Source organism: Streptomyces sp. NPDC060049, from assembly GCF_042736715.1.
Lineage (GTDB): Bacteria > Actinomycetota > Actinomycetes > Streptomycetales > Streptomycetaceae > Streptomyces.
The window spans coordinates 207,537-233,239 of sequence record NZ_JBHWVV010000008.1 but is presented as its reverse complement, the minus strand read 5'-3'; the positions used below and the strand labels follow the sequence as shown (position 1 = coordinate 233,239).

The window sequence follows — 25,703 nt, the reverse complement described above, 5'->3', positions numbered from 1 at the left end:
TCGAACCCGGCGGACCTCACTCAGAGGTATGAACGGACCGGGGAGCCCGTGGGCTCGCCGGCTGCCGGGGCACCGCCCCGGCAGCCGGCGCGTGCGGCGCCGTGAGCCCTCCGCGGTCAGAGCGCCGGCGAGCGGGTGTCCGCGGTGTCCCCGGGGTACGTGCACAGGGCCCAGATGACGAACACGCCGATGGCGATCGAGATGAGGGCCCAGAACGGCGTGTAGGGCAGCCAGATGAAGTTGAGGATGATGTCCAGTGAGACGATCGCGACACCCGTCACCCGGGCCCAGGCCGCGCCCTTGAGGATGCTCGCGCCCACCACGGCGAGCACGACGCCCACGAGGAGGTGGATCCAGCCCCAGGCCGTGACGTCGAACCTGAAGGTGTAGGCGCCCAGGCGCGTGTAGACGTCGTCCTCCGCGATGCCGGCGATGCCCTTGAGGATGGCGATGACGCCTTCCACGAGCATGAGGACACCGGCGAAGGTGACGCCGCCCGCCGCCCAGGCGTTGTGGCCGGCGGTGGGATCCTGACTGCGGGGTGCCCTGCTGGGGGGCGTTGTCTGTGCCACGAGGAACTCCTTGTCGGGCGGTACGCCGAGGGGCCGGCGTGTGGCCAGCGTCCATGGCGGGGGCGCGCAGGGACATCTGAGCGCGGCCGTCCGGGTGAATCCGCGCGGCGGCACCGGGACGCCTGACGTGGGCGCCGGCCCGGACCGCGCGCGGGTTCCGGGCCCGCGCCCGCGGCTCAGTAGCGAAGGGCCGAACCGGTTTCGGCCTTGACCGTGCCCGAGAGCGTGCGGGTACTGCGCGCGGTGCCCTCGCCGGTCGCGTTCGCGGCCACGTCGGAGATCGTCACCACCACGGTGTCCAGCAACTTCCCGCCCTCGTCCTCGAGGTTCACCTGTACGGCGAAGGACTTCGTCGAACCGTCCGAGTTCTTGACCGACACGGGGACGGTCGTGCGGCCGTCGCCGTCCGTCGTGGGCGCGCCGAGGGTGACCTCGTCCTTCACGTCGATGCCGTTCTTGACCTCGGACAGCTTGTTCCGCGCGACGGCCGCGGCCGACTCGGCCGCGTCCGCCGCCTCGGCGGCGGCCGAGGATGCCACGGCCCCCGCCGACTCGAGGGCGGACGCCGCCCTCGAGGCGGCTCCGGAGGGACCGTCCGCGTCCGAACAGCCCGCGACCCCCACTGCGAGGGCCGCCACCACCACACCCGCCAGGCCGCGCATGCGTACGCCCGTCATCACGCCTCCTCGGTTCGACTCCGTCCAGTCAAGAGCCGACGGGCCCGGGGCGCCCGCCCCGTACGGCATCCGAGTGATCATTCGCGAACGCGCCGGGCCGTGGTCGACGGGTCGCCGATTCGGGTGATGGGCCCACTGTTGTTGGATAGTTGGACTATCTTGCTCTCGTGGACCAGCTGATCACCGAAGACCCGGCCCGTATCGGCCCGTACCGCCTCATCGCCCGGCTGGGCGCGGGCGGAATGGGCCTGGTCTATCTCGGGCGCTCCGAGGGCGGGCGCACCGTGGCCGTGAAGGTCGTCCAAGGCGAGTATGCCGGGAACCCCGAGTTCCGCAAGCGCTTCGCCCGAGAAGTGGCCGCCGCGCGCCGGGTGGGCGGGAGTTGGACGGCGGCCGTGCTCGACGCCGACCCCGAGGCCGCCGTCCCCTGGGTGGCGACCCAGTACATCCCCGGGCCCGACCTGCACGCCGTCGTGGCCAGGGATTTCGGGCCGCTGCCCGAGCACTCGGTCCACACCCTCGCCAACCGCCTCGCACTCGCCCTGCAAGCCGTGCACGAGGCGGGTCTGATCCACCGCGACCTCAAGCCTTCCAACGTCCTCGTCACCGTCGACGGCCCCCGCGTCATCGACTTCGGCATCGCCCGGGCGATGGACAGCCTCGCCGGGGACAGCCTGCTCACCAACACCGGGATGCTGATCGGCTCCCCGGGCTTCATGTCGCCGGAACAGGTCCGCGGCCTCGAACTCACGCCCGCCAGCGACGTCTTCTGCCTGGGAGCCGTCCTCGTCTACGCCGCCACCGGGCGCCTCCTGTTCGGCGCCGCGGACACCGGCCTCAACGCCCACCTCTTCCGCGTCGCCGAGGAGGAGGCGGACCTGACCGGCGTGCCGGAGGCGCTCCTCGACCTCGTCCGGGCGTGCCTGCACAAGGACCCGGCCCAGCGGCCCACCCCCCGACAGGTGGCCGAGCGCACGGCGACGGACCAGGCCCAGGAGTGGCTGCCGGGCTCGGTGCTGGCGCAACTCGGCCGCCATGCAGCCCAGTTGCTGGACTACGCCCCCGCGACACCCGCCGAACCCCCGGCCGCGCGGCCCGGCGACCCCCGGGTCCTGCCCGCGCAGCGGCCTCCGACGCCCCCGCCGCCCGAGTACGCCCCGACGTCCCCGGGGCACTTCGACCCCGCGCGGGGATTCGGACCGCCCCCCGGCCCGTCCTCCGGCGCGGGGCCCGCGAACCCGTACGCGGCCGCGTCCACGACTCCCGTCCAGGACTCCGCACTCCGGCACACCCGGCGCCGGCGGGGCCTGGCGGTGGCCGTCCTGGTGCAGCTGATGGTGTCGCTCGACGCGACGGTCTTCAGCACGCAGCGGCCGCACGTCCAAGCGGACCTCGGCATCCACGTGGGTGGACTGCAAACGATGTTCACGGCCTATGTGGTCGCCTTCGCCGCGCTGCTGCTGCCCGGTGGGTACATCGCGGACCTCCTGGGACGCAGGCGGACGCTGATCATCGGCCTGGCCGGATTCGCGGCGGCCTCCCTGCTCGGAGGCTTGGCCGGCGGTCCCACCGTGCTGATCTGCGCCCGCGCCCTGCAGGGCGCCTTCGGTGCGCTGCTGACACCGTCCGCGCTCGCCTTGGTGGTCACCGGCTTCACCGACCCCAAGGAGCGCGCCCGGGCCTTCGCGGTCTACGCCGTGTTCACCGGCGGAAGTTCGGCCTTCGGCCTGCTCGTGGGCGGCTGGTTCGCCGAGGGCCTGGGCTGGCGCGTGAGCCTGTACGTGCCCGTCCTCATCGCCGCGATCACCCTGGTCGCCACGCTCACCCTGGTGAACGACCGCCCGGGCCCGGCCCGCGCCCGTCCCGACGTCCTCGGCGTGCTCCTCGGCTCCGGCGCGTTCGCCTTCCTCGCCTACGGTCTCACCGAGGGCGCGTCGCGCGGCTGGAGCGCCGTCCTGGTACTGGTCGCCCTCGCCACCGGGGCCCTCCTGTTCGCGGCCTTCCTGGGGTGGCAGGCCAACGCGGCCGACCCGCTGCTCCCGCCGTACGCCCTCAAGGACCGCGACCGTGTCGGCTGCCTCCTCGCCTTGGTCCTGGCCGGAGCCGGCACCCTCGTGCTCTTCGCGTTCCTGAGCTACTACCTGCTGGCCGTCAACGGCTATGCCCCGGCCATGGCCGGCCTGCTCCTCCTCCCCATGATCGCCGCCCTGGTCATCGGCTCCACCCTGATCTCCGCCCGGCTGGCGCACCGCGCCGCGCCCGGAGTGCTGATCGCGGCGGGGTTGCTCACCACGGCCGCCGGACTGCTGATCCTGACCGGCCTCGAGGGCGGTGTCGGGTACGTGCCCAAGGTGCTGCCCGCCACGCTCCTCATCGGCCTGGGCCTCGGCACGGCACTGATGCCGATCTTCGCCACCGCGACCGCGGGCATCGCCCCGCGGCACGTCGGCGCGGCCTCGGCGGCCGTCGTCACGGCCCGGCAACTGGGCGAATCGATCGGCGTCATGGTGCTCGGCGTCGTCATCTCCGCCCACCTGCACATCGAGTCGATGCAGGAGGTGGCCCGAGCACAACTGCGCGGCTACACCGTCTCCCTGTGGTGGGCGGCCGGAGGCATGGTGATCGCCGCTCTGATCGCGGCCCTGACGGTCACCACCAAGACGCCCCGCGACGAGGTACCGCGGGCCGCGGCGCTGCGGTAGCCCGCCGCCCGCCGCCCGCCGCCCGCCGCCCGCCGCCCGCCGCAGGGCGCAGGGCGGACCGGGCGGGGCGGCGCCGCCGGGCAGGGGCCCGGCGGTCAGCGCCTGCTGCGGACGAGGGCGAAGACCGCGCCCTCCGGGTCCGCCACCGTGGCCGCCCGGCCACTGAGGCCCTCGCGCGGCGGGGCGACGATCCGGCCGCCGAGCCGGTCGACCCGGGCGACGGCCGCGTCGGTGTCCTCGACCTCGAAGTAGGTCATCCAGTGCGGCCCCCGGTCGTGCGGCAGCGCCCGGCCGACCCCGTGCACGGCGGCCACCGGCCGGCCGCCCAGGAACAGGGTCAGGTAGTCGAAGTCGTCGGAGGCGGTCGCGTGCGCACGGGCCTCGTGGCCGAAGACGTGCTCGTAGAACTTGCCGACCGTCGAGGTGTCCTGCGTGACCAGCTCGTTCCACACCGGCACGCCGGGGACCCCGGCCGGCCAGGTACCGAGGTGGGCCGCGCCCTGCCAGAGCCCGAAGATGGCGCCCAGCGGGTCCGAACAGATCGCCACTCGCCCGGCGGGTCCGGCGTCCAGCGGTCCGACCGCGACCGTGCCGCCGCAGGAGCGGATCGATTCGGCGGTCGCGTCGGCGTCGTCGGTGGCGAGGTACGTCGTCCAGGCCACCGGCAGGTGCCGGTCCGGCGGCAGCTCGCCGATGCCGGCCACCTCCCGCCCGTCGAGCAGGGCCCGGACGTACGGGCCCAGCTGCTCGGGGCCCGGCACGTACTCCCAGCCGAACAGGTCGGCGTAGAACTCCTCGGTGGTTCCGAGGCTGTGCACCATCAGGCTCGCCCAGCACGGCGTGCCGGACGTGCGCCGCGTTGCTTCCAATGCCTCGGTCATGTCAGCCGTCTCCTCCGCGATCACGTCCGTCGGGCTTGCCGGAGTGATGCTTCCACTCCGAGGGGCTCGGCGCGCCCCGACCGGCCGGGTTTCGGGGCCCGCCGGGAGAGATGACCGAATCGGTGCGGCCCGCCGGTGCCAGCCTTGTGACGCGAGTGCGGCACGAGGAGCAAAATGGCCCGTATGACTGCGAACACCAGCCCTGCCCCCGTCCTTTCGGCCGCCGAACTGAAGACCGAGCTGGCCGGTCCGCGGCCGCCGGTCCTCCTGGACGTCCGCTGGCAGCTCGGCGGCCCGAACCAGCGGCCCGCGTACGAGGCGGGACACCTGCCCGGCGCGGTCTACGTCGACCTCGACGCCGAACTGGCTGGCCCGGCGGGGTCCGGGGGCCGCCACCCGCTGCCGGACCCGGAGGAGTTCGGGGCGGTGGTGCGCCGGGCCGGGGTCTCGGCGGGCACGCCCGTGGTCGTGTACGACGGCGGCCAGGGCTGGGCGGCGGCGCGCGCGTGGTGGCTGTTGCGCTGGACGGGTCACACGGACGTGCGGGTCCTGGACGGGGGACTGGCCGCGTGGGCCGCCGAGGACGGTCCCCTCTCCAAGGACGTCACCCCCGTACCGGAGGGTGATTTCAAGCCAAATCCGGGCTCCATCGGGCTGCTGGACGCGGACGGGGCGGCGGCACTGGCCCGGTCGGGGGTCCTGCTGGACGCGCGGGCGGGGGAGCGCTACCGGGGCGAGGTCGAACCGATCGACCGGGTCGGGGGCCACATCCCCGGGGCGGTGTCGGCGCCGACCACCGAGAACGTGGGTTCGGACGGACTGTTCCTGGCGCCGGACGCCCTGCGGGAGCGGTTCGCGGCTCTGGGCGTGCCCGCGGAAGGCCGGGCCGCGGTGGGGGTGTACTGCGGCTCCGGCGTCTCGGGGGCCCACGAGGTCCTGGCCCTCGAATCGGCGGGCATCCCGGCGGCCCTGTACGCCGGCAGCTGGTCGCAGTGGTCCTCGGACCCGGCGCGGGAGGTCGCCGTCGGCGAGCTCCCCGGATAGCGGCCGGGGGCCGACCGCGCGCGGCGGGTGACGCGGCGCGCGCTCGGCCCGGGGCGCTACTCCTGCTTCTTGCGGCGGGTGCCGAAGACGATCTCGTCCCAGCTCGGGACCGCCGCGCGGCGGCCGGGGCGGACGCCGTCGGCCTCGGCCTGGCGGTCGGTCGTGCCCGTCAGACGGTCGCGGTGGCCCGCCACCGTACGCGGCATCAGGACGTCCGCGTACGCGGTACCCGCACCGGCCGAGGCCGACGCGGCCGGCGGTTCCTCCGCCTCGGGCTCCTCCACCGGCTCCGGGACCACCAGGTCGCCGCGGAAGCTCGGTACCGCCTCCAGCAGGCTCGTCAGGGTGTCCCGCTCTTCCTCGGGCTCCGGCGGCGGGGGAGCGACCGGCCTCTCCAGCTGGCGGTCGAGCGCGCGGTCCAGCGGCCGGTCGCGCGGCAGCCGCGCGATCCTCGGTACGAAGGGGAAGCTCGGTTCGGGCGTCGCCGGCAGGTCGTCCGACTCGCCGATCAGGGAGCGGGCCTCGTCGTCCACGGCCACGACCAGCCGGCGCGGCGGGTCGTACGTCCAGCTCGCCGAGTGCGGTTCGCCCGCGACCCGGTAGACCAGCAGGACTTCCCACGTGCCGTCGTCGCGGCGCCAGGAGTCCCACTGCACGGACTCCTTCTCGGCCCCGCGCAGCGTGAGCCGTTCCTGCACGGCCTCGCCCAGCTGGGGTCCGGTGTTCTCGCCGGGACGGCGCACGGGAGTCTTTCGGGCCCGCTCCGCCATGAACGCGCGCTCGGCGAGCACGGGGCCCTCGAAGCGGCGTACGCGGTCGACGGGGATCCCGGCGAGCTGCGCGACCTCCTCAGCGGAGGCGCCGGCCCTTATGCGGGCCTGGATGTCGCGGGGGCGGAGGTGGCTCTCCACCTCGATCTCGATCTGGTTCAGGCGCGCACGGTCATTGCGCACGGCAGCCCGTAGACGCTCGTCGATCGGAAGCGTGTACTCCGTGCTGTCCGCAGCCTTGAGCACCAGTCGTGTGCCGTCATTTGAGACGGCCACGACACGCAGTTCGGGCATGGGGACCTCCCGGGTGGTGCCTGCCGACGTCACGTGCGTCGCTGCTTCCGCTAGTCGAGTGTGGCCTGCCCGGGTGCAGCCTGCCACTACCTTGCCGAGTTAAACCGGCGTGTCGGGCATGCGCCCTTGATCGCTGTTATGGCACGGTTACCTGTTGGGCACGCACAGTGACGGAACGATTACTGTGCGCAGCAGGATCCGTGCAATACCGCGGCATCGCCGGTCTCGAGTGCCGTTTCTCCATCAGCCGGCCCCCTCTCCCGGGTCCGGACATCCGAAAGGAAGGACGGCCCCAGGGCTCGCCACAGTACTCCATTCGGGCCACCTGGGTGGACCGCCGCGCCGCCGAACTTGTCCCGGACGGCGGGAGTTGGGCTGCCCTGGATCGGGTCCGCATCCGGCCGGACCTGGGGGCGCGCCCGTTTCCGGGTGTCCTGTTTCACAGAATCTCCCGAAATGGAACTATCTGTTTCGCTCATGGGTCAGTAACTGGAGGAAGCGGAGAAACGCGAGAGGCAGGACGCGCAGCGGATGGTGACGGGTCAGAAGGCGGCGGCGGAGATCGGTCCGGAGCCGGAGCAGCGGCCGGAGCCGGAGAAGAAGAAGCTCGAACTGAGTGCGGCTCAGGTCGCGGGCTCCTCGCTCGCCACGGTCGCGGCCGCCCTGCTCGCCTCGCAGATGGGCGTCTACGGGACCATCCTCGGCGCCGGTGTGGTGAGCGTGGTCGCCACCGCGGGCGGGCCCGTCATCCAGCACTTCTTCCGTCGCACGGGTGCCCAGCTGCGCGAGAGCTCCTGCCTGAGGAGCCGCCAGGTACCGGTCGACGGCGCGCGCGCGGAGCGGGCGCCCGACGGCACGATGATGCTGCGCCGGGCCGGGCCCCCGCCCCCGCTCTCCGCGGACTTCGGCGAAGCCACCGTGCACGGCAGCCGGGTGCGGGGCTGGAAGCGCAGCGCCGCGGCGTCGGCCGCCGCCTTCGCCCTCGCGATCGGCGGGATCGCCGCCTACGAGGCGGTCTCCGGGAACGCCGTCAGCAGTGGGAACAAGACCGTCTGGGGCGGTACGCCCCAGAACGCCGGCAACAGCGGTCCGGCACCGCGTGACGATTCCGGCACCGGCGGCAAGGGCCCGGACGGAACGGCCCCGGAGACCGGGAACCCGCCGAGCCCCTCGCCCCCGAGCGGCAGTCCGAGCCCCTCGCCCGACCCGGTCTCCTCGCCGTCCCCGGGCCCGACGCCGAGCCCGACACCGCCGAAGCCGGACCCGACGCCCACGCCCTCGCCCCCGCGCCCCCCGACACCGGGCGACGGCAAGGCCACGCCCGGCGGAGCGGGCACGGACACCGGCCAGGGGTCGCAGAGCCCCTGAGGGCGCACGGTCCGCCGGGCCCGGCATCAACAGCTCAGTCCCCCAGTACCCGCCGCAGGTAGTCGTTGCCGAACACCCGGTCCGGGTCGAGCCGGTCCCGGAGCGCCGTGAACTCGCCGAAGCGCGGGTAGACCCGGGCGAAGTACTCGGCGTCCCGCGTGTGCACCTTGCCCCAGTGCGGCCGCCCGCCGTGCGCCGTGAAGATCCGCTCGGCGGCCGTGAAGTAGGCCTGGTACGGCGTGCCCTTGTACATGTGCACCGCGATGTACGCGGTCTCGCGCCCCGAGGCCGTCGACAGGGTGATGTCGTCGGCCGGAGCCGTCCGGACCTCCACCGGGAAGCTGACGCGCAGACCCGAGCGGTCGACCATCGCCTTCAGCTCCCGCAGGGCCTCGACGACGTGTTCGCGCGGCAGGGCGTACTCCATCTCCACGAACCGGACCCGGCGCGGACTGGTGAACACCTTGTACGGGATGTCCGTGTAGGTGCGCGCAGACAGGGCGCGGCTCGCGATCCGGGCGATGGAGGGAATGGCCGAGGGGACCGCGCGGCCGAAGGAGTTGGCGGCCTGGAAGACCCCGTTGGACAGCAACTCGTCCTCGATCCAGGCGGACACCGCTCCGGGCGGGGCCGCCGGGCCCTGGCTGCGGTTGTTCCGCTTGGTGTTGCAGTTGCCGGTGTGCGGGAACCAGTAGAACTCGAAGTGCTCGTTCTCGGCGTGGTGCTCGTCGAACTCGGCGGTGACCCGGTCGAAGCCCATCGGCTCCTCGCGGGCGGTCAGGAAGAAGAGCGGCTCCACGGCGAAGGTGATCGCGGTGACGACGCCGAGCGCCCCGATGCCGAGCCGGGCGGCCGCGAAGACCTCCGGATTCTCCTTCTCCGAGCAGGCCATGAGGCGCCCGTCCGCGGTGACCAGCTCCAGGCCGCGGATCTGGGCGGCGATGGAGGCGGAGTCGCGGCCGGTCCCGTGGGTCCCCGTGCTGGTGGCGCCGGAGACCGTCTGCTCCATGATGTCGCCCATGTTCGTGAGCGACAGGCCCTCCCTGGCGAGGGCCAGGTTGAGGTCCTTGAGGACCGTGCCCGCCGCCACGGTGACGGTGCCGGCCTGCCGGTCGATCTCCTGGATCCCGGCCAGTGCCTGCGGGCGGACCAGTACGCCGTCGGTGGCGGCGGCCGAGGTGAAGGAGTGGCCGGTGCCGACCGCCTTCACCTTCAGCCCGTCCTGGGCGGCCCGGCGGACCGCCTCCTGGAGCTCCCCGACCGAAGCGGGGGCCACCACGCGCACGGGCGTGGCGCTGACGTTGCCCGCCCAGTTACGCCACGCGGTGGCCCGTGTCCCGCTCTTCCCTGCTGTCCCCGTCGTCGCCATCGTTGGAAGGCTCCTCCCCTTGCGCCGACCTCGTCAGCCGGCGATAACCCGCGAACGCCACCGCCGCCGCGGCGGTCCCCGCCGAGATGGAGACGACGTACCCGCTCCTCGCGCCGGCCGCGTCGATGACCCAGCCGGCCACTGAGGAGCCGAGCGCGACCCCGACCGCGAGGCCGGTGCTGATCCAGGTCATGCCCTCGGTCAGCTTCGCGCGTGGCACGTGCGCCTCGATCAGGGCCATCGTGGTGATCATCGTGGGAGCGATGGCGAGGCCCGAGACGAAGAGCGCCACGGCCAGAAATGGAAGGTTCCCGGCCAGTAGGAGGGGGATCATACTCACGGCCATCGCACAAATGCCCAGCACCCACCGGGGTTCGGCCTTCCCCTTGAGGTGGAGCAGCCCGAATACGATGCCCGCGAGGCAGGAGCCGACCGCCCAGACGGCCAGGATGAAGCTGGCCGCGGCCTTGTGGCCCTGCTCCTCGGCGAAGGCCAGGGTGACCACGTCGATCGAGCCGAAAATCGCCCCGGTCGCCACGAAGGTGGCCATCAGCACCTGGAGTCCGGGGGAGCGCAGGGCCGAGGTCCGGTCGGTGTCCTCGCCGCGCGGGTGCGGGGCCGGCTCGGTGGCGCGCTGCGCGGTCAGCCACCACACGCCCACCAGCAGGCAGGCCCCGGCGACCAGCGGGCCGGCCTCGGGGAACCAGGTGGTGGAGAGCCCGATGGCGATGATCGGGCCGAAGATGAAGCAGACCTCGTCGAGGACGGACTCCAGGGAGTACGCCGTGTGCAGCTCGCGCGGGGAGTCCCGGTAGATGGCCGTCCACCGGGCGCGGATCATCGAGCCGACGCTCGGCACGCAGCCGGCGAGCGCCGCGAAGAGGAACAGGGTCCAGTCGGGCGCGTTGTTGGCGGCGCAGAGCAGCATGCCGGAGACGGCGACGACGGCGAGCAGGGTCGCCGGGCGCAGGACGCGCCGCTGGCCGTACTGGTCGACCAGGCGGGACACCTGGGGGCCGATGACGGCGGCGGAGAGCGCGAGGGTGGCGGTGATGGCGCCGGCCAGCGAGTACCGGCCGGTGAGCTCGGAGATCATCGTGAGGATGCCGACGCCGACCATGGAGAGCGGCAGCCGGCCTATGAGGCCGGCCGCGCTGAAGCCCCGGCTCCCGGGGGCGGCGAAGATCGCGCGGTAGGGACTGGGCAAGGTGCCCTCCGTAAGGGACGTCGATGGCTCATACAGGTTACGACCGCGCACAAGGCGCCCGCATGGGGAAAGGGGCAACAGGAAGTAAGGGTTACCTTACCTTTGCGGGGCCTGATCCGGACGCCGGGCCTGTTTCCCGCCCGGCCGGGGCGGGTGGCAGGATTCGGGACATGTCTGACCAGCTCCGCGCCTCCGCCGCCGGCCCGGCCGAAGGCCCCGCCGCCCCCTACGACGCCCTCCTGCTGCTGTCCTTCGGCGGCCCCGAGGGGCCCGACGACGTCGTGCCGTTCCTGGAGAACGTCACGCGGGGGCGCGGCATCCCGCGGGAGCGGCTCAAGGAGGTCGGGCAGCACTACTTCGGCTTCGGCGGCGTCAGCCCGATCAACGGGCAGAACCGCGAGCTGCTGGACGCGCTGCGGCGGGACTTCGCGGAGCACGGGCTGGACCTGCCGGTCTACTGGGGCAACCGCAACTGGGCCCCGTACCTGAACGACGTGATGCGCGAGATGGCCGCCGACGGCCGCCGCCGCGTCGCGGTGCTCGCGACCAGCGCCTACGCCTCGTACTCGGGCTGCCGCCAGTACCGGGAGAACCTCGCCGACGCGCTCGCCCTGCTCGCCGAGGAGGGCGTGCCCGAGGCGGAGCTGCCGAAGGTCGACAAGCTGCGGCACTACTTCAACCACCCCGGCTTCGTCCAGCCCATGATCGACGGGGTGCTGGCGTCGCTGGAGTCGCTGCCCGAGGAGGTGCGGGCCGGCGCGCGGCTGGCCTTCACCACCCACTCGATCCCGACCGCGGCCGCGGACGCCTCCGGCCCGGTCGCGGACCACACCGGGCACGGCGAGGGCGGTGCCTACGTCAAGCAGCACCTGGACGTCGCGAAGGTGATCGCCGACGCGGTCCGCGCGCGGACCGGCACCGAGCTGCCCTGGGACCTCGTCTACCAGTCGCGCAGCGGCGCCCCGCACGTCCCGTGGCTGGAGCCGGACATCTGCGACCACCTGGAGGCCCTGCACGAGGCGGGCACCCCGGCGGTCGTCATGGTGCCGGTCGGCTTCGTCTCGGACCACATGGAGGTGCTCTACGACCTCGACACGGAGGCGACGGCGAAGGCCGCCGAGCTGGGGCTGCCCGTCGCCCGCTCGGCGACGGTCGGAGCCGACCCCAGGTTCGCGGCGGCCGTACGGGACCTCCTGCTGGAGCGGGCCGCGGCCGAGCGGGGCGAGCCCGTGGAGCGCTGCGCGCTCGGCCGGCTCGGAGCCGGCCATGATCTGTGTGCCGTGGGCTGCTGCCCGGCACGGGTGCCCCGGCCGGCGGCCGCGGGCGCCGACAGTCCGTACGCGTAGGGAGTGGAACCGGCCGTGATCCGCGAAGTCTCCGAAGAGCTGAAGAGCGAACTGCTGGACGTGGCCCTGGAGGCCGCCCGGCGGGCGGGCGCCCTGCTGAGGGACGGCCGTCCGGCCGACCTGGCGGTCGCGGCGACCAAGTCCAGCCCGATCGACGTGGTGACCGAGATGGACATCGCGGCCGAGAAACTGATCACCGGCATCCTCGGGGAGCGCCGGCCCGAGGACGGGCTCCTCGGCGAGGAGGGATCCGACACGGCGGGGGCCAGTGGCGTCCGATGGGTGATCGACCCGCTGGACGGAACCGTGAACTACCTCTACGGCCTGCCTTCCTGGAGCGTCTCGATCGCCGCGCAGTACCACGGGACGACCCTGGCCGGGGTGGTGGCGGCGCCGATGCGGCAGGAGACGTTCCACGCGGTGCTGGGGCGCGGGGCGTGGCTGGGCGACGTGCGGCTGGCCTGCCGGGCCGCCGCTCCGCTGGACCAGGCCCTGGTCAGCACCGGCTTCGCGTACGTCCAGACGCGCAAGGCCCACCAGGCCGAGGTGGCGCGGCGGATCATCCCGGTCGTGCGGGACATCCGGCGCGGCGGCTCGGCGGCGATCGACCTGTGCGACGTCGCCGCCGGGCGGCTCGACGGGTACTGGGAGCGCGGGCTGAACCCCTGGGACCTGGCGGCGGGCGAACTGATCGCCCGGGAGGCCGGTGCGCTGACCGGCGGCCGGCCCGGTGAGCCGGCCTCCGGCGAGCTCGCGCTGGCCGCGACGCCGGCGGTGTTCTCCTCGCTGCAACCGCTGCTGGAGGAGGCCGGGGCCTGGCACGACTGAGCGGCCGGCCGCGGCCGCTCCGGGCAAGGAAGGAACCCCGGCGGCCGCGTCGCGGCCTCCGGGGTCCGGGGGCGTGTGGGATCGGCGGGTGCCGGGGTCAGCAGGCGGAGACGGTGACGGGAACGCCGTGATCGGCCGCGATGCGCTGGAGGTCCTCCAGCTCCGCCTGTTCCACTTCCACGAGGAAGTCGTCGCCCGTCTCGCGAGCCTGCCTGAGGTCCGACTGCGTGCTCCTGATGCGCTGCAGGAGACCCGCGGTGAATGCGTCCATGGTGGGTTCGCCCCCTCTTCGTGGGTCGGCGGCGGCACGTGGCAGTCCGCCGTCAGGGAGTGTTCGGGGTGTGAAGTCGTCATCCCCGCCGCCCTGGCCCCAGAAACCTCGTGAGGCGAGGGAATCCTCACTTCTGCCCCTCGGGTATCCCCCGCGTAGCGTCTTACAGCCGGTTTACGGCCGAAAGGGGCAGGATGGGCGACGCACCACACGCCTGCCCTGACGGGCACTGAGGAAGGAAACGACGTGCGCGTACTCGTCGTCGAGGACGAGCAGCTGCTCGCCGATGCGGTGGCCACCGGACTGCGCCGGGAGGCCATGGCCGTGGACGTCGTGTACGACGGCGCCGCGGCCCTCGAGCGCGTCGGGGTCAACGACTACGACGTGGTCGTGCTCGACCGGGACCTCCCGCTCGTGCACGGCGACGACGTCTGCCGCAAGATCGTCGAGCTCGGCATGCCCACCCGCGTGCTCATGCTGACGGCGTCGGGCGACGTGAGCGACCGGGTCGAGGGCCTGGAGCTCGGGGCGGACGACTACCTGCCCAAGCCCTTCGCGTTCACCGAGCTGACCGCGCGCGTCCGGGCGCTCGGGCGCCGCACCACCGTGGCACTGCCCCCCGTGCTGGAGCGTGCCGGGATCAAGCTGGACCCCAACCGCCGGGAGGTCTTCCGCGAGGGCAAGGAGGTGCAGCTGGCGCCGAAGGAGTTCGCGGTGCTGGAGGTCCTCATGCGCAGCGAGGGCACGGTCGTGTCCGCCGAGCAGCTCCTGGAGAAGGCGTGGGACGAGAACACCGACCCGTTCACCAACGTGGTGCGCGTGACGGTGATGACGCTGCGGCGCAAGCTCGGGGAGCCGCCGGTCATCGTGACCGTCCCCGGTTCCGGCTACCGGATCTGACGCGGGTGGCAGCGACTCCGGTGCCACCATCGGCGCCACCGAAACCGACCTGGGACCCCGGCCAGCCCGAGGGTCCTTTCCCTTGGCTGCGGCCGACCATCCGCATACGCCTCACGCTGCTGTACGGCGGGATGTTCCTGATCGCGGGCATCCTGCTGCTGTCGATCATCTACCTGCTGGCGGCGCAGGCGCTGCGCGAGGGCAACGGACTGCCGTTCAAGATCGTCGGCGGGACCGACATCCGGGTCACCAGCACGTGCCCGGGCGTGGGCGGCACGGGGCAGACCCACGACCAGTTCAACGCCGCGATCAACGCGTGCATCCTCGAACAGCGCAGGCACGCGCTGGACGACCTGCTGAGCCGGTCGCTGATGGCCCTGATGGGCCTCAGCATCATTGCCTTCGCCTTCGGCTACGCGATGGCCGGCCGGGTGCTCTCCCCGCTGGGCAAGATCACCCGGACCGCCCGGCGGGTGGTCGGCTCCGACCTGACCCGGCGGATCGAGCTGGACGGGCCGGACGACGAGCTCAAGGAGCTCGCCGACACCTTCGACGAGATGCTCGACCGGCTGGAGCGTGCCTTCACGGCCCAGCAGAGGTTCGTGGCCAACGCCTCGCACGAGCTGAGGACCCCGCTGGCCATCAACCGGACGCTGCTGGAGGTGCACCTCTCCGACCCCGGGGCGCCGGTGGAGCTGCAGCAGCTCGGCAAGACCCTGCTCGCCACCAACGAGCGCAGCGAACAGCTGGTGGAGGGCCTGCTGCTGCTGGCCCGCAGCGACAACCAGATCATCGAGCGCAAACCCGTGGACCTGGCCGAGGTGGCCTCGCGCGCCATCGACCAGGCGCGCGGGGAGGCTCACGCCAAGGGCATCGAGATCAGGGGCGAGCGCGCGCCGGCGGTGGTCCAGGGCAACGGCGTGCTGCTGGAGCGGATCGCGCTCAACCTGGTGCAGAACGCCGTCCGCTACAACGTCCCGGACGACGGCTGGGTGGAGGTCACGTCCGAGGCCGTGCACGGGCAGGCGGTCCTGTTGGTATCGAACACGGGTCCCGTGGTTCCCGCGTACGAGGTGGACAACCTCTTCGAGCCCTTCAGACGGCTGCGTACGGAGCGCACGGGCAGCGACAAGGGTGTGGGGCTCGGCCTCTCCATCGCGCGCTCGGTGGCGCGCGCGCACGGCGGCAGGATCCAGGCGATCCCGCGCGAGGGCGGTGGCCTCGTGATGCGCGTCACCCTACCCTTGTGATGCCGGTCACTCCGTGTTCGCCGTCGGCTGAATGCTTGGGATCTGAAGCTAATGACTTCTGTGCGATCGATCACAGTGTCGAGTGTCCGCCCAGATGCGTTCAGTGACCTCGGGAGGGCGGAAAGCCCGGGAAGTCCGGGTTTCCGGCCCCCCTAACGGCGGGAAATACATGGGGTGGCGTTTGTGCAAGACGGCCCCCCGACCGTGTACGGTCCCGGTCGTCATCCCAGCCAATCGCTCCTTCTGATGTGCGGCTGGGTGTCGATTGAGTAACAGACCTTGATGTGAGGCAAAATCTCCGCCTCAGGTCGGGCACAAGTCCGGCCTCTCGCGCGTTACGTGCGCTGAGACACCCGCTAAATCCCAGAGGGGGAGAGCGAACAATGGCAACGGACTACGACACTCCGCGCAAGACCGACGACGACGTCGACAACGACAGCATCGAAGAGCTGAAGGCTCGTCGTAACGAGAAGTCGTCCTCGAACGTGGACCTGGACGAATTCGACTCGGCGGAAGGCCTTGAGCTTCCCGGCGCCGACCTCTCCAACGAGGAGCTGGCCGTCCGGGTCCTGCCCAAGCAGGCCGACGAGTTCACCTGCATGAGCTGCTTCCTGGTGCACCACCGCAGCCAGCTGGCACGCGAGAAGAACGGTCAGCCGATCTGTCGCGACTGCGACTGACAGGCGTCGGCCGTGACTGGCTCGACACCATTTCGGAAGCGCCGCTTCCGGAAGCCTGGTGATCCGGCGGAGACGCAGGCGGGAACCAAGGACCCGGAAACGGCCCCTGGAGCCCCCGGCGTACCCGCCGTGCTCCCCGACACCGCCGAGGCGGTGCCGTCGGCCTCCGAGGCCGACGAGGGGTCCCGGTACGCCTCCGGGGTCCGTCGGCTGCAGGCCGTCAAGAACGGTGTGCGCAAGGGCGGCGAAAGTGCCAGGGCCGCCGCCCTCTACCTCACCGACCGAGTCATCGAGAACGCACCGCGCGTTCCGGTTCGGGACCTCGCGACCCTGCGCGCGCAGTTCCCGGGCCTCGGTCCCGATCAGCTCGCCGACAAGTTGATCGCGGGCGCCGCCAACGCGACGTCCACCATCGGCGCCGGGATCGGAGCCGCGGCCATGCTGCCGGTACCGCCCGCCATGCCGGCCGAGCTCGCCGCCGAGGTCACCGCGGTCGCGGCCGTCGAGCTGAAGCTCATCGCCGAACTCCACGAGGTCTACGGCCTGCGTCCGCCCGGCCACCTCGTCGAACGCAGCTTCGCCTACCTCACGTCGTGGACGGAGGAGCGCGGGGTGGACCTGACCCACCCGACCACGCTGAACGTGGCCCTGGGCGGTCAGATGAAGCGCGAACTGCGCCAGCAGATCATGAAGCGGATGTTCCGCAACCTGCCGAACCTGATGCCGTTCATGGTCGGCGCGGCCGTCGGAGCGGTCATGAACCGCAGGGACACCCGCAAACTCGCCGAGAAGGTACGTACGGACCTGCGCGGCAGGGCCGTGCCCTGGAGCGCCCTCGGCACGCTCCCGCCCCTTGAACAGCCCGTCCAGCCCCTTCCCGGGGCCGCGGGGGTCGCCATCGAGGTCCTGCGCCGGGACCCGCACGCCTGAGACCCGCGGTCCGGGTCCGGCGCGCAGGTCAGGCCGCGGCCTGCGCCGCGCGGATCGCCGCCACCAGGGCCTGGGGCTCGCGGGTGGAGACATAGACGTAGGGGGTCGGGTCCGCCGGGTCGGTCACCTCGACGCGGACCGCCGTCGGCACGTAGCTGCGCATCAGCATGAAGGCGCGCGTGTCGGCCTTGTACGTCCGCCAGGCACGGGCCTCTTCGGGGTCCAGGACCTCCGGATCGCCCAGCGCCGTCACGGGGATCCGGGCGTCCCCGGCGGCCAGCGCCCCGCCCGCCACGCGCACGCGCTGGGATCCGTACGAACTCACCACCAGCCCCGCCAGCGCGGTGCCCCCGACGAGCCCGGCCAGCGGGGGCAGCGTGCCCAGCGGCATCAGCATCAGCGCGCACGCGAGACCGGTCAGCGCGGCGATGCCCCACCAGGAGCGGGGGGCGGTCAGGCGTTCGTCGTGGTGCGCGGGAGAGGGCTGCATGCCGTCAAGCCTGCCACGAGGCGACCGGCGGGTAGCGGCGCGGGTAAGGTCTGCGGCTGTGAGTGGACGAAACACAGCGTTGACGCCCCCGGCCGATGCCGCCCCGCCGGTCAGGCATCCCGACGCCCCGGCACCCGGTGAGCTCCTCGGTGCGCACTACGAGCACTGTTTCGGCTGCGGGGACGGCCAGCCGCACGGGCTCCACCTGGAGGCCCGCGCGGGCGAGGGCGTTCGCGTCACCGCGGAGTTCACCGTCAAGCCCGCACACCAGGGCGCCCCCGGCCTGGCCCACGGCGGTGTGCTCGCCACCGCGCTCGACGAGACCCTGGGCTCCCTGAACTGGCTGTTGCGCGTCATAGCCGTCACCGGCCGGCTGGAGACGGACTTCGTGCGGCCCGTGCCCGTGGACACGGTCCTGTACCTGGAGGCCGAGGTCACCGCCGTCGCGGGCCGGAAGATCTACTCCAGCGCGGTCGGCCGGATAGGCGGCCCCCGGGGCCCCGTCGCACTGCGCGCGGACGCCCTCTTCATAGAGGTGAAGGTCGACCACTTCATCGACAACGGACGGCCCGAGGAGATCCGGGCGGCGATGGCCGACCCGGACCAGGTCAGGCGCACACGCGCCTTCGAGGTGAACCCCTGATGCCTGAGAACGACACCGGCGTGGACGTGGCCATCAGGCGCGTCGACCCGGAGGTGCCGATCCCCGCCTACGGGCACCCCGGCGACGCCGGCTGCGACCTGGTCACCACGGTGGCCGCCGAACTGGAGCCGGGGGAGCGGGCCGTACTGCCCACCGGGGTCTCCATCGCGCTGCCCGAGGGGTACGCGGCGTTCGTGCACCCGCGCTCCGGCCTGGCCGCCCGCTGCGGGCTCGCGCTCGTGAATGCCCCGGGGACGGTGGATGCCGGGTACCGTGGGGAGATCAAGGTGATCGTGGTCAATCTCGACCCGCGCGAGAGCGTCAGGTTCGAGCGTTTCGACCGCATTGCCCAGCTGGTTGTCCAGCGGGTCGAGAAGGTGCGCTTCCACGAGGTGGCGGAACTTCCCGGCTCGGCGCGGGCCGAGGGGGGTTTCGGCTCCACCGGTGGTCATGCGGCCGTGGCCGGATCCGGCGCTGGTCAGCAGGGTGGGAATGGCTACGCTTCGGTCGTATCCGACCGGGAAGGACAGTGACGTGTTCGGACGTCGCAAGAAGAACGACTCCGTCAAGGACGGCGGCGCGGCCGAGCAGGTCGTCGACGGCGTCGGCGCCGATGAGCAGGACGGCGTGGAGGAGACCGACGGGACCCGTCCGCGCAGGATGAACCTGCCGCCGGCCCCGCGGCCCGACGGCCCCTGGGACGTCTCCGAGGTCCCCGGCAACCCCGAGGAGGGCCGGGTGGACCTCGGCGGAATCCTCGTACCGGGTGTCGAGGGCATGGAGCTGCGCGTCGAGGTCGCCGGTGACGCGATCGTCGCCGCGACCGTGGTGCTCGGCGACAGTGCCGTACAGCTGCAGGCCTTCGCCGCACCGCGCAAGGAAGGCATCTGGGGCGAGGTCCGCGAGGAGATCGCCGACGGCATCACCAAGCAGGGCGGCATCATCGACGAGGTCGAGGGTCCGCTGGGCTGGGAGCTGCGCGCGCAGGTCCCCGTACCGCTGCCGGACGGGCAGACCGGCGCGCAGCTGGTCCGCTTCGTCGGTGTGGACGGGCCCCGCTGGTTCCTGCGCGGTGTCATCTCCGGCCAGGGCGCGGTGCGCCCCGAGTCGGCCGGAGTGTTGGAGCGGATCTTCCTGGACACCGTCGTGGTCCGCGGCGAGGGCCCGATGGCCCCGCGGGACCCGATCGTCCTCAAGCTGCCCAACGACGCGCAGATGGTGCCGGACGGCGTGCAGACAGAGGACCAGGAAGGCTCCCGCTTCGGCGGCGGCATGGGCCAGCTGGAGCGGGGCCCGGAGATCACCGAGGTCCGCTGACCGCGAGGTCGCGCGCGGGCGTCGCGCGGGGCGAACGTTTCCGGCCGTGGGCCGTACTCCTTGGGGGTACGGCCCACGGCCCTATCCCCTGGGCGTCAGGGAACCGTCAGGGATCGGCCCGTACGCCGCGATCGGCGCGTGATCGGGGGAAATGTCCCCGAGAATGAGCGCATGAAACGCGGCAGGCTACGGATCTATCTCGGCTCGGCACCGGGCGTGGGCAAGACGTACGCCATGCTCTCGGAGGGCCACCGGCGGGCGGAGCGCGGCTCCGACTGCGTCGTCGGCTTCGTCGAGCACCACGGGCGGCCGCGCACCGAGGTCATGCTGCACGGCCTGGAACGGATCGAGCGCAAGGAGCTCTCCTACCGGGGCGCGGCCTTCACCGAGATGGACGTGGACGCGCTCCTCGCCCGCAGGCCGGCCATAGCGCTGGTCGACGAGCTGGCCCACACCAACGTGCCGGGCTCGCGCAACCCCAAGCGCTGGCAGGACGTCGAGGAGCTGCTGCGGGCCGGGATCGACGTGGTCTCCACCGTGAACATCCAGCACCTGGAGTCCCTGGGCGACGTGGTGGAGTCGATCACCGGAGTGCGGCAGCGGGAGACCGTGCCGGACGAGGTGGTGCGCCGGGCGGACCAGATCGAGCTGGTCGACATGTCCCCGCAGGCGCTGCGGCGCCGGATGGCGCACGGCAACATCTACAAGTCGGACAAGGTCGACGCGGCCCTGTCCAACTACTTCCGCCCGGGCAACCTGACCGCGCTGCGCGAGCTCGCGCTGCTCTGGGTCGCCGACCGGGCCGACGAGTACCTCCAGCAGTACCGGGGCGAGCACGGCATCCGCTCCACCTGGCAGGCGCGCGAGCGGATCGTCGTGGGACTCACCGGCGGACCCGAGGGGCGCACCTTGATCCGGCGGGCGTCGCGGGTGGCGGCGAAGGGTTCCGGCAGCGAGATCCTCGCCGTGTACATCGCCCGCAGCGACGGGCTGACCGCGGCCTCGCCGAAGGAGCTCGCCGTCCAGCGGACGCTGGTCGAGGATCTTGGCGGAACGTTTCACCACGTCATCGGCGACAACATCCCCGAGGCACTGCTCGCATTCGCCCGCGGGGTCAACGCCACCCAGATCGTGCTCGGCTCCAGCCGCCACCGCTCCTGGCGGTACGTCTTCGGCCCCGGGGTCGGCGCCACCGTGGCCCGCGACTCCGGGCCCGACCTCGACGTGCACATCGTCACCCACGAGCAGGCCGCCAAGGGCCGCGTCCTCCCCGTGGTCCGCACGGCGGCCCGGCTCGGACGGACCAGGATCGTGGCCGGCTGGGTGGCGGGGGTCGTCCTCCCGCTCCTGCTCGCGGCGCTGCTCACACACGTCGACAGCGATCCCGGCCCCGCCAACGAGATGCTGCTCTTCCTGGCCCTCACCGTGGCCGCCGCCCTGCTGGGCGGGCTCTACCCGGCGCTCGCCTCCGCCGCCGTCGGCTCCCTGCTGCTGAACTACTACTTCGCCCCGCCCGTCCACCGCTTCACCATCTCGGACCCCGAGAACATCGTCGCCATCGCCGTGTTCTTCGGTGTCGCCGGCTCCGTGGCCTCCGTCGTCGACGCCGCCGCCCGCCGCACCCACCAGGCCGCCCGGCTGCGCGCCGAGTCCGAGATCCTCTCCTTCCTCGCCGGGAGCGTCCTGCGCGGCGAGACCACCTTGGACGCGCTGCTGGAGCGGGTGCGCGAGACCTTCGCCATGGAGTCGGTGGCACTGCTGGAGCGCGAGAGCGACGTCGAACCCTGGCAGCCCGCCGGCAGCGTCGGCCCGAACCCGGTCGCGCGCCCCGAGGACGCCGACGTGGACATGCCCATCGGCGACCACATGGCGCTGGCCCTGTCCGGCCGGGTGCTGCCCGCCGAGGACCGGCGCGTCCTCGGCGCCTTCGCCGCCCAGGCCGCCGTGGTGCTCGACCGGCAGCGCCTGGTCGGGGAGGCCGAGGAGGCCCGGCGGATGGCCGAGGGCAACCGGATCCGGACCGCGCTGCTCGCCGCCGTCAGCCACGACCTCCGTACGCCGCTGGCCTCCATCAAGGCCTCCGTCAGCTCCCTGCGCTCCGACGACGTGGAATGGTCCGAGGAGGACCGGGCCGCGCTCCTGGAGGGCATCGAGGACGGCGCGGACCGGCTCGACCACCTCGTGGGCAACCTGCTCGACATGTCGAGGCTCCAGACCGGCACCGTCACCCCGCTCATCCGCGAGATCGACCTCGACGAGGTGGTCCCGATGGCACTGGGCGGCGTACCCGAGGACAGCGTCCTGCTGGACGTCCCGGAGAGCCTGCCCATGGTGGCGGTCGACCCCGGGCTGCTGGAGCGGACCGTGGCCAACGTGGTCGAGAACGCCGTCAAGTACAGCCCGGCGGGGGAGCAGGTGCTGGTCGCGGCCAGCTTCCTCGGCGACCGGGTCGAGGTACGGGTCGTCGACCGCGGTCCGGGCGTGCCCGACGAGGCCAAGGAGCGGATCTTCGCCCCCTTCCAGCGGCACGGGGACGCCCCGCGCGGGGCCGGCGTGGGCCTGGGCCTCGCGGTCGCGCGCGGCTTCGCCGAGGCCATGGACGGCACCCTGTCCGCCGAGGACACCCCCGGCGGCGGACTGACCATGGTGCTCACCCTTCGGGCGGCCGCCGGCGGGCGGGCGCGGGTCCCCGTGGGCGTGGACGGCGAGGGCCGCGGCGCGCCCGGCGCCGGCGGGCCGGGCGGACCCGGGGCGGACCCCGCAGATTTCGACCTCGATCCGATACGACAGAAGGCAGGCCCTCAATGACCCGGGTGCTCGTGGTGGACGACGAACCCCAGATCGTCCGAGCCCTCGTGATCAACCTGAAGGCCCGCAAGTACGAGGTCGACGCGGCCGCCGACGGGGCGAGCGCCCTGGAACTGGCCGCCGCCCGCCACCCCGACGTGGTCGTCCTGGACCTGGGCCTGCCCGACATGGACGGCGTCGAGGTGATCAAGGGGCTGCGCGGCTGGACCCGCATCCCGATCCTGGTCCTCTCCGCCCGGCACAGCTCCGACGAGAAGGTCGAGGCCCTGGACGCGGGCGCCGACGACTACGTCACCAAGCCGTTCGGCATGGACGAGCTGCTGGCCAGGCTCCGCGCCGCCGTCCGGCGGGCCGAACCGGCCGCCGGGTCGGGCGAGGACGAGGTGCTCGTCGAGGCGGGGGCCTTCACGGTGGACCTCGCGGCGAAGAAGGCGGTGCGCGAGGGCCGGGACGTCCGCCTGACGCCCACCGAGTGGCACCTGCTGGAAGTGCTGGTCCGCAACCGCGGCAAGCTGGTCAGCCAGAAGCAGCTGCTCCAGGAGGTCTGGGGGCCCTCGTACGGGACCGAGACCAACTACCTGCGCGTCTACATGGCGCAGTTGCGCCGCAAACTGGAGGCGGACCCCTCGCACCCGCGGCACTTCATCACCGAACCGGGCATGGGATACCGCTTCGAGAGGTAGTGGGCGCGCCGGTACGCTTCCTGTATGAGTGCTGAACCGCGTCCCGAGAAGCCCGCGAAGCCGGCGAAGCCCGCCAGGCCGGCGGGCCGGTTCCGCCGGATGATAGAGCGGCTGTCCACCTCCCAGGAGGAGCTGCATTCCGCGGAGCTGCAGGAGGACGCAGAAGCCGCGGGGTGCACGCGGATCTGCGATTGCCACGACCGCCAGATAGTCAAGGTGACCGGGACCCTGCGTACCGTCACCCTGCGGCCGCGGGCGGGAGTCCCCGCCCTGGAGGCGGAGCTCTTCGACGGCTCCGCCGCGCTCGACGTCGTATGGCTCGGACGTCGCTCGATCGTGGGAATCGAACCCGGCCGTCGCATGATCGCCTCCGGGCGGATCTCGATGAGCCACGGCCGTCGGGTGCTCTTCAACCCGAAGTACGAACTCCGACCGCTCGGACAGGAGCACTGACGGTGACGTCACTCGACAAACCGAACTCGCATGAGGCGGATCCCCACACCGGTCCCGGTACGGATCCCGCCGCGGATCAGGCGGCCGTGACCCAGGCGGCGCTCTTCGACGCCTTCGGGGGCATCCGCGGAACCGTGGAGACGATGCTCCCCGGGCTGCTCTTCGTCATGATCTACACGATCAACAAGGACGTGAAGCTCTCCGCGATCGCGGCGGGCGCGGTCGCGGTCCTGCTCGTGATCGTGCGGCTGCTGCGCAAGGACACGGTGAAGCACGCCTTCAGCGGGGTCTTCGGCGTCGGCGTCGGCGTGGCCTTCGCGCTCTTCACCGGCAGCCCGAAGGGCTTCTACCTGCCCGGCATGATCTACGGGGCCGGCCTGGGCGTGGCCTTCACGCTCTCGGCGCTGGTGGGCTTCCCGCTGCTCGGGGTGATCCTGGGGCCGGTCTTCAAGGAGAACCTGTCCTGGCGCACGCGCAACCCGGGGCGCAAGAAGGCCTACATCAAGGCCAGCCTGGCGTGGGGCCTCATCTTCCTCGCGAAGTACGCGATCCTCTTCCCGCTGTACTGGTGGGGCGACGCGACGCAGCTGGGCTGGGTGCTGGTCGCGCTGAAACTGCCGCCGATGGTGCTGGCGGTGTACTTCACGTGGGTGTTCCTGGCGAAGGCGCCGCCGCCGATCGACGTGATCGCGGAGTGGGAGGCGGCGGAGGCCGCCGAGAAGGCGGCCAAGGCCGCCGCCAAGGACGGCCCGGGAGTCTGACCCGTACGCCGCCTTGCGTTGCCTCTCGGGCCCAGGGATGCACGAAGGGGCGGCCGACCAGGATGGTCGGCCGCCCCTTCGTGCGTTCGGCGCCGCCGCAGGCTAGTCCGCGGCCTGGAGGAGGTCCTCGAGCTGCTCCTCGCGGGCCTGGGCGGCCACGAAGAGGAGCTCGTCGCCCGGCTCCAGGGTCTCCTCGCCGTGCGGCGTGAGCACCCGGTTGCCGCGGATGATCGTGACCAGCGAGGTGTCCTCGGGCCAGGTGATCTCGCTGATCTGCTTGCCCGCGACCTGGGAGTCGGCGGGCAGGGTCAGCTCGACCAGGTTGGCGTCACCGTGGCTGAAGCGCAGCAGACGTACCAGGTCGCCGACGCTGACGGCCTCCTCGACCAGCGCCGACATCAGGCGCGGCGTGGAGACGGCGACGTCGACGCCCCACGACTCGTTGAAGAGCCACTCGTTCTTCGGGTTGTTCACGCGGGCCACGACCCGGGGGACCCCGTACTCGGTCTTGGCCAGGAGGGAGACGACCAGGTTGACCTTGTCGTCGCCCGTGGCGGCGATGACCACGTTGCACCGCTGGAGCGCCGCTTCGTCGAGCGAGGTGATCTCGCAGGCGTCGGCCAGCAGCCACTCGGCCTGCGGCACCCGTTCCACCGAGATGGCGGTCGGTGCCTTGTCCACGAGGAGGACCTCGTGGCCGTTCTCCAGGAGCTCGCCCGCGATGGAGCGGCCCACCGCGCCGGCTCCGGCGATAGCGACCCTCATGCGCGTCCCTCCTCAGGACCCTCGGCGAAGACTTCCTCCACCTTGTCGATCTCGTCCGTGCGCATCATCACGTGAACGAGGTCGCCCTCCTGCAGGACGGTCGCCGACGTCGGCAGCATGGCCTCGCCCAGCCGGGTGAGGAAGGCGACGCGGACGCCGGTCTCCTCCTGCAACTGGCTGACCTTGTGGCCGATCCAGGCTTCGGAGGTGTGCACCTCGGCGAGCTGGACACCGCCGCTCGGGTCGCGCCACAGCGGTTCGGCGCCCGACGGCAGCAGCCGGCGGAGCATCTGGTCGGCGGTCCACCGGACGGTCGCGACCGTGGGGATGCCCAGACGCTGGTAGACCTCGGCGCGCTTGGGGTCGTAGATGCGGGCGGCGACGTTCTCGACGCCGAACATCTCGCGGGCCACGCGGGCGGCGATGATGTTGGAATTGTCACCGCTGCTGACCGCGGCGAAGGCGCCCGCCTCCTCGATGCCGGCCTCGCGAAGGGTGTCCTGGTCGAAGCCGACTCCGGTGACGCGGCGGCCGCCGAAGGAAGCCCCCAGCCGACGGAATGCGGTGGGGTCCTGGTCGATGACCGCGACCGTGTGCCCCTGCTGTTCCAGGGTCTGCGCGAGGGCGGAGCCCACTCTTCCGCAGCCCATAATGACGATGTGCACGGCCGTCCTTCCGGCTGTCAGCGCTCGCT

General features: G+C 72.4%; 26 protein-coding genes. 16 read left to right on the top strand and 10 right to left on the bottom strand.

Annotation, left to right across the window (positions count from 1 at the left end; genetic code table 11):
- Positions 1-116 precede the first annotated feature (116 nt).
- Both ACFWBY_RS17440 and ACFWBY_RS17435 read right to left on the bottom strand, forming a co-directional pair.
- Positions 117-572, bottom strand: a complete 456-nt coding sequence (locus ACFWBY_RS17440) for a hypothetical protein (RefSeq protein WP_385342165.1) — start codon at positions 570-572, stop codon at positions 117-119.
- Positions 573-748: 176 nt separating this feature from the next.
- Positions 749-1,249, bottom strand: coding sequence for a hypothetical protein (locus ACFWBY_RS17435; RefSeq protein ID WP_385342167.1), 501 nt, complete (start codon positions 1,247-1,249; stop codon positions 749-751).
- 167 nt (positions 1,250-1,416) lie between these two features.
- Here ACFWBY_RS17435 and ACFWBY_RS17430 point away from each other — a divergent pair, with 167 nt between their 5' ends.
- Positions 1,417-3,951: an MDR family MFS transporter gene (locus tag ACFWBY_RS17430; protein ID WP_385342169.1), complete on the top strand. Its 2,535-nt coding sequence runs from the start codon at positions 1,417-1,419 to the stop codon at positions 3,949-3,951.
- A 95-nt stretch (positions 3,952-4,046) separates the two neighbouring features.
- Here the strand turns inward: ACFWBY_RS17430 and ACFWBY_RS17425 are convergent, their stop codons facing one another.
- A complete protein-coding gene (locus tag ACFWBY_RS17425) occupies positions 4,047-4,832 on the bottom strand; it encodes a VOC family protein (RefSeq protein ID WP_385343662.1) in 786 nt (261 codons plus the stop codon).
- Positions 4,833-5,015: 183 nt separating this feature from the next.
- Here ACFWBY_RS17425 and ACFWBY_RS17420 point away from each other — a divergent pair, with 183 nt between their 5' ends.
- Positions 5,016-5,876 (top strand): sulfurtransferase, encoded by an 861-nt coding sequence (locus ACFWBY_RS17420; protein ID WP_385343660.1) that lies wholly within the window; start codon positions 5,016-5,018, stop codon positions 5,874-5,876.
- A 56-nt stretch (positions 5,877-5,932) separates the two neighbouring features.
- Here the strand turns inward: ACFWBY_RS17420 and sepH are convergent, their stop codons facing one another.
- Positions 5,933-6,940, bottom strand: a complete 1,008-nt coding sequence (sepH, locus tag ACFWBY_RS17415; RefSeq protein ID WP_385343657.1) for a septation protein SepH — start codon at positions 6,938-6,940, stop codon at positions 5,933-5,935.
- A 531-nt stretch (positions 6,941-7,471) separates the two neighbouring features.
- On the opposite strand from sepH, the gene ACFWBY_RS17410 reads away from it, so the two are divergent.
- On the top strand, positions 7,472-8,308 hold the full coding sequence (locus ACFWBY_RS17410; RefSeq protein ID WP_385343655.1) for a hypothetical protein: 837 nt from the start codon (positions 7,472-7,474) through the stop codon (positions 8,306-8,308).
- A 34-nt stretch (positions 8,309-8,342) separates the two neighbouring features.
- Here ACFWBY_RS17410 and ACFWBY_RS17405 read toward each other — a convergent pair whose 3' ends face one another.
- Together ACFWBY_RS17405 and ACFWBY_RS17400 are read right to left on the bottom strand one after the other, a co-directional pair.
- The gene (locus tag ACFWBY_RS17405; protein WP_385343652.1) at positions 8,343-9,677 is read right to left on the bottom strand and encodes a D-arabinono-1,4-lactone oxidase; all 1,335 of its coding nucleotides are present in this window, start codon (positions 9,675-9,677) and stop codon (positions 8,343-8,345) included.
- Complete coding sequence (locus tag ACFWBY_RS17400; RefSeq protein ID WP_385343649.1) at positions 9,622-10,884, bottom strand: MFS transporter; 1,263 nt, start codon at positions 10,882-10,884, stop codon at positions 9,622-9,624. The genes ACFWBY_RS17405 and ACFWBY_RS17400 overlap by 56 nt, the downstream gene beginning before the upstream one ends.
- 170 nt (positions 10,885-11,054) lie before the next feature.
- On the opposite strand from ACFWBY_RS17400, the gene ACFWBY_RS17395 reads away from it, so the two are divergent.
- On the top strand, positions 11,055-12,230 hold the full coding sequence (locus ACFWBY_RS17395) for a ferrochelatase (RefSeq protein ID WP_385343646.1): 1,176 nt from the start codon (positions 11,055-11,057) through the stop codon (positions 12,228-12,230).
- A 15-nt stretch (positions 12,231-12,245) separates the two neighbouring features.
- Entirely contained in the window at positions 12,246-13,058 is an 813-nt protein-coding gene (locus ACFWBY_RS17390) for an inositol monophosphatase family protein (RefSeq protein ID WP_385343643.1), read from the top strand.
- 97 nt (positions 13,059-13,155) lie between these two features.
- On the opposite strand, the gene ACFWBY_RS17385 is transcribed toward ACFWBY_RS17390, so the two are convergent.
- Positions 13,156-13,329 carry a hypothetical protein gene (locus tag ACFWBY_RS17385; RefSeq protein WP_204357838.1) on the bottom strand — a complete coding sequence of 58 codons (174 nt, stop codon included), beginning with the start codon at positions 13,327-13,329 and terminating at the stop codon, positions 13,156-13,158.
- Positions 13,330-13,575: 246 nt separating this feature from the next.
- Between ACFWBY_RS17385 and ACFWBY_RS17380 the strand changes: the two genes are divergently transcribed.
- From ACFWBY_RS17380 to ACFWBY_RS17365, 4 genes are all read left to right on the top strand, one after another.
- Positions 13,576-14,229 (top strand): response regulator transcription factor, encoded by a 654-nt coding sequence (locus ACFWBY_RS17380; protein ID WP_030008767.1) that lies wholly within the window; start codon positions 13,576-13,578, stop codon positions 14,227-14,229.
- Between the two features lie 5 nt (positions 14,230-14,234).
- Positions 14,235-15,479 (top strand): sensor histidine kinase, encoded by a 1,245-nt coding sequence (locus tag ACFWBY_RS17375; protein ID WP_385343640.1) that lies wholly within the window; start codon positions 14,235-14,237, stop codon positions 15,477-15,479.
- A 383-nt stretch (positions 15,480-15,862) separates the two neighbouring features.
- A complete protein-coding gene (locus tag ACFWBY_RS17370; RefSeq protein WP_214953127.1) occupies positions 15,863-16,159 on the top strand; it encodes a DUF4193 domain-containing protein in 297 nt (98 codons plus the stop codon).
- A 12-nt stretch (positions 16,160-16,171) separates the two neighbouring features.
- Positions 16,172-17,089 carry a hypothetical protein gene (locus ACFWBY_RS17365; RefSeq protein WP_385343637.1) on the top strand — a complete coding sequence of 306 codons (918 nt, stop codon included), beginning with the start codon at positions 16,172-16,174 and terminating at the stop codon, positions 17,087-17,089.
- A 28-nt stretch (positions 17,090-17,117) separates the two neighbouring features.
- Here ACFWBY_RS17365 and ACFWBY_RS17360 read toward each other — a convergent pair whose 3' ends face one another.
- Positions 17,118-17,579, bottom strand: a complete 462-nt coding sequence (locus ACFWBY_RS17360; RefSeq protein ID WP_385343635.1) for a DUF3093 domain-containing protein — start codon at positions 17,577-17,579, stop codon at positions 17,118-17,120.
- 58 nt (positions 17,580-17,637) lie between these two features.
- On the opposite strand from ACFWBY_RS17360, the gene ACFWBY_RS17355 reads away from it, so the two are divergent.
- The 7 genes from ACFWBY_RS17355 (at position 17,638) to ACFWBY_RS17325 (ending at position 24,244) form a co-directional block, all read left to right on the top strand.
- Positions 17,638-18,222, top strand: a complete 585-nt coding sequence (locus ACFWBY_RS17355) for a PaaI family thioesterase (protein ID WP_385343633.1) — start codon at positions 17,638-17,640, stop codon at positions 18,220-18,222.
- On the top strand, positions 18,222-18,755 hold the full coding sequence (gene dut, locus ACFWBY_RS17350; protein ID WP_385343630.1) for a dUTP diphosphatase: 534 nt from the start codon (positions 18,222-18,224) through the stop codon (positions 18,753-18,755). The genes ACFWBY_RS17355 and dut overlap by 1 nt, the downstream gene beginning before the upstream one ends.
- 1 nt (position 18,756) lies before the next feature.
- Positions 18,757-19,539: a DUF3710 domain-containing protein gene (locus tag ACFWBY_RS17345; RefSeq protein ID WP_385343627.1), complete on the top strand. Its 783-nt coding sequence runs from the start codon at positions 18,757-18,759 to the stop codon at positions 19,537-19,539.
- A 171-nt stretch (positions 19,540-19,710) separates the two neighbouring features.
- Positions 19,711-22,347, top strand: coding sequence for an ATP-binding protein (locus ACFWBY_RS17340; RefSeq protein ID WP_385343624.1), 2,637 nt, complete (start codon positions 19,711-19,713; stop codon positions 22,345-22,347).
- Positions 22,344-23,030 (top strand): response regulator, encoded by a 687-nt coding sequence (locus ACFWBY_RS17335; RefSeq protein ID WP_385343621.1) that lies wholly within the window; start codon positions 22,344-22,346, stop codon positions 23,028-23,030. The genes ACFWBY_RS17340 and ACFWBY_RS17335 overlap by 4 nt, the downstream gene beginning before the upstream one ends.
- A 24-nt stretch (positions 23,031-23,054) precedes the next feature.
- Entirely contained in the window at positions 23,055-23,483 is a 429-nt protein-coding gene (locus tag ACFWBY_RS17330) for an OB-fold nucleic acid binding domain-containing protein (protein WP_112451269.1), read from the top strand.
- 2 nt (positions 23,484-23,485) lie between these two features.
- A complete protein-coding gene (locus ACFWBY_RS17325; protein ID WP_385409670.1) occupies positions 23,486-24,244 on the top strand; it encodes a DUF3159 domain-containing protein in 759 nt (252 codons plus the stop codon).
- Between the two features lie 102 nt (positions 24,245-24,346).
- Here ACFWBY_RS17325 and ACFWBY_RS17320 read toward each other — a convergent pair whose 3' ends face one another.
- Positions 24,347-25,009 carry a TrkA family potassium uptake protein gene (locus ACFWBY_RS17320; RefSeq protein WP_214953432.1) on the bottom strand — a complete coding sequence of 221 codons (663 nt, stop codon included), beginning with the start codon at positions 25,007-25,009 and terminating at the stop codon, positions 24,347-24,349.
- Complete coding sequence (locus ACFWBY_RS17315) at positions 25,006-25,674, bottom strand: potassium channel family protein (RefSeq protein ID WP_385339921.1); 669 nt, start codon at positions 25,672-25,674, stop codon at positions 25,006-25,008. The genes ACFWBY_RS17320 and ACFWBY_RS17315 overlap by 4 nt, the downstream gene beginning before the upstream one ends.
- Positions 25,675-25,703: the final 29 nt, after the last annotated feature.